Consider the following 10,291-nt stretch of genomic DNA (forward strand, 5'->3'; position numbering starts at 1 on the left):
GGTGTGTTGCTCTGCGTAGACGTTGTCTACGCGGAGCAACACACCCCGCAGACGTACTGGTTCTCCGGCGGGCTCGACCCGCCGTGGCGGAGCTGCCCGACCGCTGCGGGTCAGGTGTGCGACCGAGCTCCCTCAGGTCAGGTCGCGGACCGCGGCGTACTGCTCACGGACCACCGGCTTCGGGTCGGCGTCGAGCGTCGTGGCGATCGTCGTGGACCAGGCCGGAGCAGCGGCGTCGGGGTCGCCCGCTGCCGCAAGGGTCCACGCGGCCTGGCGTGCGGCGCCGTCGGCCACGTACTCGCCGGGCTCGGGGATGCCGATCGGCAGACCGAAGACCTGCGGGGCGATCTGCTGCACGGCCGGCGACTGCGCCGCACCGCCGATCAGCATCACGCGGTCCACGGTGACGCCCTGCGCACGCAGCGCGTCGAGGCCGTCCGCGAGCCCGCAGAGCATGCCCTCGATGTAGGCCCGGGCGAGATGCGCCCGGGTGGACGTCGCCAGGCGGATGCCGTGCAGCGTGCCCGTCGCGGTGGGCCGGTTGGGCGTGCGCTCACCCTCCAGGTACGGCACGAGCACGAGTCCGTCGGACCCGGGCGGCGCCTGCAGCGCGAGCGAGGCCAGCTCGTCGAAGTCGACGTCGAGCACCTCGCGGGCGGCGTCCAGGACGCGTGCCGCGTTCAGGGTGACGGCGAGCATGAGGGCATTGCCCGTCGCGTCGGCGAAGCCGTTGATCGCGCCCGATCCGTCGGCGGTGCGCTTCGGCGCGACGGCGGAGACCACGCCGGAGGTGCCGATCGAGATGGCGATGTCGCCGGTCGTCATGCCGAGTCCGAGGGACGCGCCCGCGTTGTCGCCGGCGCCGGGCCCGATGAGCGCCCCGCCGTCGACCGCAGAGCCGGCGACGGACGGGTGCGCGACGGCGCCCGCCTCCGCGACGCCGACCACGCGCGGCAGTCCGACGTCCGTCCGCCCGAGAGCGCGCTCCAGCAGGTCAGGTCGGTACTGGCCGGTGGAGGCGTCGTAGTACCCGGTGCCGGAGGCGTCCGACCTGTCGGTGAACAGCTTGTCGAGCTGCGGGCCCAGCGGGGCCGTTGGGTCGTCGGCGGGTCCGTAGCCCGCGATGCGCCAGGACAGCCAGTCGTGGGGGAGCGCCACCGCGGCGACGCGCGCCGCGTTCTCCGGTTCGTTGTCGTGCAGCCAGCGCAGCTTGGTGACGGTGAGGGAGGCGACGAGCACCGAGCCGACGGCGTCGGCCCACGCCTGGGCGCCCGCCTCGCGGTCGCCCTCGCCCAGCTCGGTGATCAGGGCCTCGGCCGCCGCCGCGGAACGGGTGTCGTTCCACAGGAGCGCGGGCCGGATGACGTCGCCGTCGGCGTCGAGCACGACCATGCCGTGCTGCTGACCCCCCACGGAGAGCGCCGCGACGTCGGCCAGGCCGCCCGCCGCGGCGGCCGCCTCCTGGAAGGCGTCCCACCAGTGTCGCGGGTCCACCTCCGTGCCGTCCGGGTGCTTGGCGGAACCGCTGCGGACCAGCGCTCCGGTCTCGGCGTCGCGCACGACGATCTTGCAGGACTGCGTGGACGTGTCCACGCCGGCGACGAGGGGCATCGATGCTCCAGGAAGAGGTGAGGTGGGGGCGGCAACGGCCACGCTACCGCGCCAGCCAGGGGGCGTTCCGCGAAGTAGAGCGAGCGTCCGGACACCCGCTCTACCTCGCGGACACAACAGCGCCGAAGTAGAGCGGGTGTCCGGACACGCGCTCTACCTCGCGGGACCGGCGATCAGCCGATCAGGTGCTTCAGCGCGAGCTGGTGGAGGCGGACCAGGCCGTAGTCCTTCTCGGCCAGCGCGTCGACGTCAGGGTCGGCCTCGGCGAGGAACGAGTCGAACGTCTCGCCCTCGGCGAGGGTCGACTGGCCCAGCTCGAAGATCCCCGCGTGCTCGAACGCGGCCTGCACCTCGGAGTCGGCACGGTACGCGGCGGCCTTGGCCGCGAGCATGTCGTAGGTCTCCATGTTGGCCTTGGCCGACTCCCACACGCCGTCGAGGTACTCCGTGCGCGACGGCTTGTAGTCGAAGTGGCGCGGGCCCTCGTAGCGCGGGCCGCCGTTGGGGAACCCGTTCTCCAGCAGGTCGACCGTGAAGAACGCGGACAGCAGGTCGCCGTGACCGAACACGAGGTCCTGGTCGTAGCGCGGGCCGTGCTGGCCGTTCAGGTCGATGTGGAACAGCTTGCCCAGGTGCAGCGCGAGGGCGATGCCGTGGGTGTAGTTGAGGCCCGCCATCTGCTCGTGCCCGGTCTCCGGGTTGAGGCCAACGATGTCGCCGTTGTCGAGCGAGTCGATCAGCGCGATGGCGTGACCGATCGTCGGCAGGAAGATGTCGCCGCGGGGCTCGTTGGGCTTGGGCTCCAGGGCGATCTTGAGCCCGTAGCCCTTCTCCTTGATGTAGGAGGCGACCGTGTCGATGCCCTCGGCGTAGCGGGCGTGCGCGGCGTTGAGGTCCTTCGAGTTGTCGTACTCGGTGCCCTCGCGGCCACCCCACATGACGAACGTGGAGGCGCCCATGTCGGCGGCCAGGTCCACGTTGCGCAGCACCTTGCGCAGACCGAAGCGGCGCACGTCGCGGTTGTTGGACGTGAACGCGCCGTCCTTGAAGACGGGGTGCGTGAACGTGTTGGTCGTGACCATCTCGCAGACCAGGCCCGTGTCCGAGGCGGCCTGCTTGACGGAGTCGATGTGCTTCTGGCGGGCGGAGTCGTCCGAACCGAAGGGGTAGACGTCGTTGTCGTGGAACGTGAAGCCCCAGGCGCCCAGGTCCGCGAGCTTGCGGACCGACTCGGCGGGGTCGAGGTCGGGGCGGGTCGCCGTGCCGAACGGGTCGGCGCCGGGCCAGCCGACGGTCCACAGGCCGAACGAGTACTTGATGTCGCTCACGGAGGTCTCCTCATCGAGGCGGCCCCGGCATGCGGCGCCGCATTTGTTGTACGGATGAACTATTGCGCGGGGTTCGGCTACAGTCAAGGCGTGACCACCGCAGGGACCGCACGCGAGAGCACCACGTGGACGGGCCCTGGCGCGTCCCGGCAGCACACCCTGCGCGAACGCAACCTCGAGCTGGTCGCCCGCGCCGTGTTCGAGGTCTCCGAACCACTTTCGCGCGCCGGCGTCGCCGCCGCGACCGGCCTGGCCCGGGCCACCGTGTCGACGCTGGTGGACCAGCTCGTGGCCGCGGGGCTCGTGCGGGAGCTGCCCGCCGTGACCGGCGGGCGAGCGGGCCGGCCCGCGGTACCGCTCGTCCCGGCGCCCCGTACGGTCGTCGGCCTGGGCCTCGAGGTGAACGTGGACTACCTCGGCGCGCGAGTCCTCGACCTCACCGGGGACGTCGTGTCGGAGCAGGTGGTCCCCGGCGCCCTCCACGACAGCGACCCCACGGTGGTGCTGCGCCGGCTCGGCGGCCTCGCCCGCGAGGTCTCCGACGGCGTCGCGGCGTCCGGCATGACCGTCGCCGGCGCCCGGCTGGCGCTCCCCGGCCTGGTCGACCCGCGCACCGGGCTCCTCGAGGTGGCACCCAACCTCGGCTGGTCGACGCTCGACCCCGTCCCGCTGCTGGGGCTCGGCGACCTCGAGGTCCGCATCGCCAACGAGGCAAAGCTCGCGGCGCTCGCGGAGCTGGCCGGCGGCTCCGACGTCGCGGCGCCCGACTCCTTCATCTTCGTCTCGGGCGACGTCGGCATCGGCGCGGCCATCGTCGTCGACCGCGCGCTGTTCCTGGGGGAGCGCGGGTGGAACGGCGAGATCGGGCACGTCGTGGTCGACCCGGCCGGGCCGCGCTGCTCGTGCGGCGCGTTCGGCTGCCTGGAGCAGTACGCGGGCAAGGAGGCGATGATGCGGGCGGCGGGCCTGCCGCCGGACTCCCCGCTGGACGCGCTCGTCGCTCGGCTGACCCGGGACGGTGCGGGCCCCGACGCGTCGGGCAGCGCCATGGCCACGCTGCCGGCCGGCCGGGCGCTCGGTTCGGCCCTCGCCGACTTCGTCAACCTGCTCGACGTCTCCACCATCGTGCTGGGCGGCGCGTACACCGAGCTGCTGCCCTGGCTCCGGGCTGACGTCGAGGAGGTGCTCGCCGACCGGGTGCTCGCCGCGCCGTTCGTCGACCTGGACGTCCGTGCGGCGCAGGCCGGTCCGCAGGCGGCGCTCACGGGCGGGGCGCGCGAGGTGCTCCAGGCGGTGCTCGCCGACCCGGCCGCCTGGGTCTGACGGTCGACCGGCACGCGGTAGGTGCGCCTGGGCAGACTCGAACTGCCGACACCCGCTTTAGGAGAGCGGTGCTCTATCCACTGAGCTACAGGCGCTCGCGCCCCTCCGCGAGGGCGGAGCACGTCCGGCCTCGGGCGGAGCCCGGACCGGCGCACACAGCCTAGCTGCTGGCGGCCCCCACGCGCGAAATGCCGCCCACCGAGCCGACGTCACATTTTGGCAACTTGCCTCCCAAACCTTGACTGGTCGGGCAAAAGGGCAGAACGATGCTCAGCAACCCGATGCGACGGTGCGCCGGGTCCGCACGACGGCCGTGCGGGTGGACGAGAGGATCAATGATGTTCCTTCGACAGACCAGGTCTCGGGGCACATTGGCCCTTGCGTCAGCCGCGGTAGCCGGACTCCTCCTCGCCGGCTGCACCGGCGGCGGTGGGAACGCACCCACCCCTGCGGCCAACCCGTACGCGTCCGCCGAGGGCATGGACGCGGCGACCGAGCTCGTCGGCGAGTACCCCCGCGAGGAGACGATCTTCACGAGCGGCACCCAGTGGGGCCCGCCGTCGTCGTGGAACCCGATCCCCGGTGCGGGCGGCGCGACCGGCCTGGGCGGCCTGCTCTACGAGCCGCTGTTCCAGTTCGACCCGATCACCCTCGAGCTGAAGCCCTGGCTCGCCGAGGGCGGCGAGTGGACCGGCGACGACACCTACGAGCTCACGCTCCGTGAGGGTCTGACCTGGCAGGACGGCGAGACGCTCGACGCCGACGACGTCGTCTTCACCGCGGAGCTCGGCAAGGTCGACGCCGTGCCGTGGAGCAACCTGTGGACATGGCTGGACAAGGCGGAGGCCACGAGCCCCACCACCGTCGAGTTCACCTTCTCCGACCCTCGGTTCCAGGAGTGGGACAACTGGCTCTACACGACCATGATCGTGCCGGAGCACATCATGGGTGACTGGTCGGACGACGAGCTGCTGTCCAACCCGAACGAGGACCCGATCGGCTCGGGCGCGTTCAAGTTCTCCGCCGTCGGGCAGGACCGCATGGTCTGGGAGCGCAACGACGACTGGTGGGCCAAGAGCGAGCTCGGCCTCGAGATGCCGATGAAGTACATCGTCGACGTCGTGAACACCTCCAACGAGGTCGCGCTCGGCCTGATGCTGTCCGGCAGCCTCGACCTGAGCAACAACTTCCTGCCCGGCGTCAACACGCTCGCCGACTCCGGCCAGGTGAGCACCTACTACGACGGCGAGCCGTACATGCTGGCGGCGGCGTCGGCGAACCTCATCCCGAACCAGACGCGCGCGCCGATGGACGACGTCGACTTCCGGCAGGCGCTCGCGCGGTCGATCGACGTCGACAAGATCGTCACCAACGCGTACGGCGGCCTCGTGTCCAAGGCCCACCCGTCGGGTCTGGTGCCGGCGTTCGAGGAGTACTACGACGAGGACGTCGCGAGCGAGCACGGCTTCACGTTCGACGCGGAGGAGGCCAAGTCGATCCTGGCCGACGCCGGCTACGAGGACACCGACGGCGACGGGTTCGTCGAGACGCCGGACGGCGAGAAGATCGATCTCAAGCTGATCGTCCCCGCAGGCTGGACCGACTGGATGGAGGCGGCCCGCGTCATCGCGGAGGACGCCTCGGCCGCCGGTATCAAGGTCACCGCCGACTTCCCCGACGCCGGCGCCCTGGACGACGCGCGGGCCACCGGCGACTTCGACCTGCTCATCAACGGCAACGCCGGCGTGAGCAACACCCCCTGGACCTACTACAACTACGCGTTCTACCAGCCCATCCAGGAGCAGATGCTGTCGGGCAACTTCGGCCGGTACGAGGACGAGGAGGCCTGGGAGCTGGTGCAGAAGCTGTCGCGCACCGAGAGCGGCACCCCCGAGTTCTCCGAGGCGCTGTCGCAGGTGCAGGAGAAGTTCATGACCGACCTGCCGATGATCCCGCTCTGGTACAACGGCGCGTGGGCGCAGTACAACGAGTCGCAGTGGACCAACTGGCCGAAGGAGGGGCGCGAGGACGCGTACTTCCCCGTGATGTGGAACGGATACGTGCAGATGGGCGGCATCAACACGCTGCTCGCCCTCGAGCCGGCCTCCTGACGTATGGGCGGCTATCTCGCTCGCAAGACGCTGGTCTACGGCCTGACCTTCGTCGTGGCGGTGACGCTGAACTGGCTGATCCCCCGGCTCATGCCGGGGGATCCGGTTCAGCGGATGGTGGCGCGCGCCGCCGTCCAGCACCCCGAGACGATCGTGGCCATGACCGACTACTACGAGCGCATGTTCGGCCTGGACCTCCCGATCTGGCAGCAGTACCTGAACTACTGGGGCTCGCTGTTCCGCGGGGACCTCGGCACGAGCGTGTGGCTGTTCCCCACGCCGGTCAGCGACGTCGTGCTCGACGCCGTCCCGTACACCCTCGGCATCATGATCCCGGCGATCCTGCTGAGCTTCGTGGTCGGTAACACCGTCGGCGCGATGGCGGCGCGCAGCCGCTGGCTCGACAACGTGGCCCTGCCGGTGGGCTACCTGGTCACGGCGATGCCGTACATGTGGCTGGCGATCCTGCTCGCGTGGGGCTTCGGCGTGGCGCTCGGCTGGTTCCCCGTGGCCGGCGGCTACGACTTCGGCCTCGTGCCGCAGTGGACGTGGTCGTTCGCGTTCGACCTGCTGCAGCACTGGGTGCTGCCGTTCCTGTCGCTCTTCCTCGTCTCGCTCGGCGGCTGGGCGATCGGCATGCGGAACCTGATCATCTACGAGCTCGAGTCGGACTACGCGAACTACCTCGCCGCGCTCGGTGCGCCGAGGCGGCTCATCCGGCGGTACGCGTTCCGTAACGCCCAGCTTCCGCAGATCACGGGCCTGGCGCTCCAGCTGGGCACGATCCTTGGCGGCGCCCTGGTGACCGAGATCGTGTTCGCATACCCCGGCCTGGGCAAGCTCGTGCTGTCCGCCATCCAGAACCAGGACTTCTTCCTGCTGCAGGGCACCCTGCTGTTCGTGGTGATCGGTGTGCTGGTCGCCAACTTCGTGATCGACATCGTCTACGTGCTGGTGGACCCGCGTACCAGGACCGGACTGACTGGGGGAACAGCATGACGGCGACGCAGCCCGTTGCGGGGCCGGGGACCGAGACGACCGAACCCGGTGCGGCCGGCCCCGTGGCGGGCCGCAAACCGGGCGGGGACGCACGCGAGACGCTGTACTTCGCGCTGCGCAACCCCAAGGTCATCATCGGCATGGTGGTGGTGCTCGGGTTCCTGCTGCTCGGGCTGATCGGTCCCGCGTTCCTCAAGTACGCGCCCATGGACTACGCCGGACCGCCCATGGCGCCGCCGTCCGCCGACTTCCCGTTCGGCACCACCACGTTCGGCCAGGACGTCTTCGCGCAGTTCGTCGCCGGCCTGCGGTCCACGTTCCTCGTGGGCGTGCTGGGCGGCGCCGTCTCCGCCGTCATCGGCATGACCATCGGGTTCGTCGCGGGGTACCGCGGCGGCCTGATCGACGAGCTGCTGAACATGCTCACCAACGTGGTGCTCGTGATCCCGGGCTTCGTCGTGCTCATCATCATCAACGCCTACCTGGGCGTACGGAGCGTCCCGATGCAGGCGCTGTACATCGGCGTCTTCAGCTGGCCGTGGGTGGCGCGCGCCGTCCGCTCGCAGACCCTGTCGCTGCGCTCGCGGGACTTCATCGACCTGGCGCGGCTGTCGGGTGTGGGGGTGGGCACGATCCTGCGGCGCGAGGTTGCGCCCAACATGTACTCCTACCTCTTCATGACGTTCGTGCTGCTGTTCGGCGGGTCCATCCTCACGGCGGCGTCGCTCGACTTCATCGGGCTCGGGCCCACCAACGCGATGTCGCTCGGTCTGATGATGAACCAGGCGGTGCAGTGGAGTGCGCTCCATCTGGGGTTGTGGTGGTGGTTCATCCCGCCGGGGCTGGGGATAACCCTCATCGTCGGCTCGCTCTACATCATGAACGTCGGCCTCGACGAGGTCTTCAACCCCAAGCTGCGGGAGATGTGACATGCCCCTGGCCGTGAACGACCTCAAGGTCTGGTACCGCACCCGCCGCGGCGATGTGAAGGCCCTCGACGGCGTCACCTTCGAGGTGGCGGACGGCGAGATCATGGGCGTGGCCGGCGAGTCCGGGTGCGGCAAGACGACGCTCGGCAAGGCCCTGATCCGCCTCGACACCCGCATGAGGCATGTGGGCGGCACGGTGGTCCTGGACGACGACGAGCTGCCGCTGTCCGACGACGGCGCCATGCGCCGCCACCGCTACCGCGAGGTGTCCCTCATCCCGCAGTACGCGATGTCCGCGATGAACCCGACCCGCAAGATCGGCCGGATGATCAAGGACCTCCTCGGGGCGCACGACGTCCGGTACACGGACGTGCTGCCCGAGCTGGAGCGGCGGCTCAAGCTCGTCGGGCTGGAGCCGGACGTGCTGAAGCGCTACCCGATCGAGCTGTCCGGCGGCATGAAGCAGCGCGTGGTGCTCGTGCTCTCCACGCTGCTGAACCCGTCGCTCCTGATCGGCGACGAGGTCACGTCGGCGCTCGACGTCTCCTCGCAGAAGGCGGTGGCCCGGGCCCTCGTCGAGTTCCGCGACCACGGGTTCGTGAAGTCGATGATCGTGATCACGCACGACATCTCGGTGCTGTTCCAGGTGGCCGACACGATCCTCGTCATGTACGCGGGGCACCTCGCGGAGAAGGCACCGGCCCGGACGATCATCAGCGAACCGCTGCACCCGTACACGAAGATGCTCATCGGGGCGCTGCCCAAGGTCGGCGACCGGTACGAGGAGCAGCAGCTCGAGGGCATCGAGGGACGGCCGCCGTCGCTCCTCGAACCACCCGCCGGCTGCCGGTTCCGCGCCCGCTGCCCCCTGGCGCACGACCGGTGCGCGGAGGCGCCACCCTTCCGGGAAGTGGCCCCTGGGCACCACGTCGCCTGCTGGGCGGTGAGCTGATGCTGACCCTCGACCACCTCGACAAGGTCTACCGGACCGGCACCTTCGGCACCTCCGACCTGCACGCGGTGCGGCAGGTGAGCCTCGACGTGCAGCGTGGTGAGGTGGTGTCGCTCATCGGCGAGTCGGGCAGCGGCAAGTCGACGATCGGCAAGCTGGTGCTCCACCTGCTCGACTCCTCGGGCGGCACTATCACGTTCGACGGGCAGGACGTCACCAAGCTCTCGTTCCGCGCCCGTCGCGACTACTACCGCAAGGTCCAGGGCGTGTTCCAGGACCCGTTCTCGTCGTTCAACCCCATCTACAAGGTGGACCGGACGTTCGAGACGCTGCGCCGCTCCTACTTCCCCCGGGTCTCGTCGGGGGAGTGGCGGGGGCGGCTCGAGGACGCGCTCGCCGCCGTGACGCTCGAACCAGGCGACATCCTCGGCAAGTTCCCGCACCAGCTCTCCGGCGGTCAGCTGCAGCGCCTGCTCATCGCGCGGGCCCTGCTCCTCGACATCGAGCTGCTGGTCGCTGACGAGATCATCTCGATGCTCGACGCCTCGACCCGCATCGACGTGCTCAACCTGCTGGGTGAGCTCAAGGCACGGGGCCTCGGCATCCTGTTCGTCACGCACGACCTCTCGCTCGGCAACTACGTCTCCGACCGCGTGGTCATCCTCTACAAGGGGCGCGTGGTGGAACGGGGGGTGACGAGCGCCGTCTTCGACGACCCGCTGCACCCCTACACCCGCGACCTCCTGGCCTCGGTGCCGCACCTGGACCGGACGTGGGACGACGTCGAGGCCGAGGAGGCCGAGCGCACCAGGCGTCTGGCGGGCCGCTGCCTCTACCACGAGGCGATCACCGCGCAGGGCCGGGCCCTGGGCGAGGAGGCGGAGGCAGCCGACGGCACGCCGGACGGCGTCGGCCTGGTCGAGTACACGCCCGGCCACTTCGTGGGGTGCTTCCGCAGGGCGGCGGAGGACCCGTGCCCGGCCGGGGGGTAGGTGCAGGACTGCGGGGTGTGTTGCTCTGCGTGGACGATGTCGACGC

Annotated in this window: 8 protein-coding genes and 1 tRNA gene; 6 read left to right on the plus strand and 3 right to left on the minus strand. The window is 70.4% G+C overall.

All coding sequences use genetic code 11. The features are described from left to right. Positions 1 to 132: 132 nt before the first annotated feature. Positions 133 to 1,611 carry a xylulokinase gene (gene xylB / locus ACFWE2_RS21870; RefSeq protein WP_377226317.1) on the minus strand — a complete coding sequence of 493 codons (1,479 nt, stop codon included), beginning with the start codon at positions 1,609 to 1,611 and terminating at the stop codon, positions 133 to 135. Positions 1,612 to 1,784: 173 nt separating this feature from the next. Continuing rightward, a complete protein-coding gene (gene xylA, locus ACFWE2_RS21875; RefSeq protein ID WP_377226318.1) occupies positions 1,785 to 2,939 on the minus strand; it encodes a xylose isomerase in 1,155 nt (384 codons plus the stop codon). 90 nt (positions 2,940 to 3,029) lie between these two features. Here xylA and ACFWE2_RS21880 point away from each other — a divergent pair, with 90 nt between their 5' ends. Then, on the plus strand, positions 3,030 to 4,262 hold the full coding sequence (locus tag ACFWE2_RS21880; protein WP_377226319.1) for an ROK family protein: 1,233 nt from the start codon (positions 3,030 to 3,032) through the stop codon (positions 4,260 to 4,262). A gap of 22 nt (positions 4,263 to 4,284) precedes the next feature. Here ACFWE2_RS21880 and ACFWE2_RS21885 read toward each other — a convergent pair. Next, positions 4,285 to 4,357: transfer RNA gene (locus ACFWE2_RS21885), tRNA-Arg, on the minus strand. Between the two features lie 243 nt (positions 4,358 to 4,600). Between ACFWE2_RS21885 and ACFWE2_RS21890 the strand changes: the two genes are divergently transcribed. The 5 genes from ACFWE2_RS21890 to ACFWE2_RS21910 are packed head-to-tail and all read left to right on the plus strand — an operon-like array spanning position 4,601 to position 10,245. Continuing rightward, positions 4,601 to 6,373, plus strand: coding sequence for an ABC transporter substrate-binding protein (locus tag ACFWE2_RS21890; RefSeq protein ID WP_377226320.1), 1,773 nt, complete (start codon positions 4,601 to 4,603; stop codon positions 6,371 to 6,373). A gap of 3 nt (positions 6,374 to 6,376) precedes the next feature. Further along, on the plus strand, positions 6,377 to 7,372 hold the full coding sequence (locus tag ACFWE2_RS21895) for an ABC transporter permease (RefSeq protein WP_377226321.1): 996 nt from the start codon (positions 6,377 to 6,379) through the stop codon (positions 7,370 to 7,372). Next, positions 7,369 to 8,301 (plus strand): ABC transporter permease, encoded by a 933-nt coding sequence (locus tag ACFWE2_RS21900; RefSeq protein WP_377226322.1) that lies wholly within the window; start codon positions 7,369 to 7,371, stop codon positions 8,299 to 8,301. The genes ACFWE2_RS21895 and ACFWE2_RS21900 overlap by 4 nt, the downstream gene beginning before the upstream one ends. 1 nt (position 8,302) lies before the next feature. Further along, positions 8,303 to 9,253, plus strand: a complete 951-nt coding sequence (locus tag ACFWE2_RS21905) for an ABC transporter ATP-binding protein (RefSeq protein ID WP_377226323.1) — start codon at positions 8,303 to 8,305, stop codon at positions 9,251 to 9,253. Next, positions 9,253 to 10,245, plus strand: coding sequence for an ABC transporter ATP-binding protein (locus ACFWE2_RS21910; RefSeq protein WP_377226324.1), 993 nt, complete (start codon positions 9,253 to 9,255; stop codon positions 10,243 to 10,245). The genes ACFWE2_RS21905 and ACFWE2_RS21910 overlap by 1 nt, the downstream gene beginning before the upstream one ends. Positions 10,246 to 10,291 lie beyond the last annotated feature (46 nt).

Source organism: Promicromonospora sp. NPDC060271, assembly GCF_042726755.1.
Taxonomy (GTDB): domain Bacteria; phylum Actinomycetota; class Actinomycetes; order Actinomycetales; family Cellulomonadaceae; genus Promicromonospora.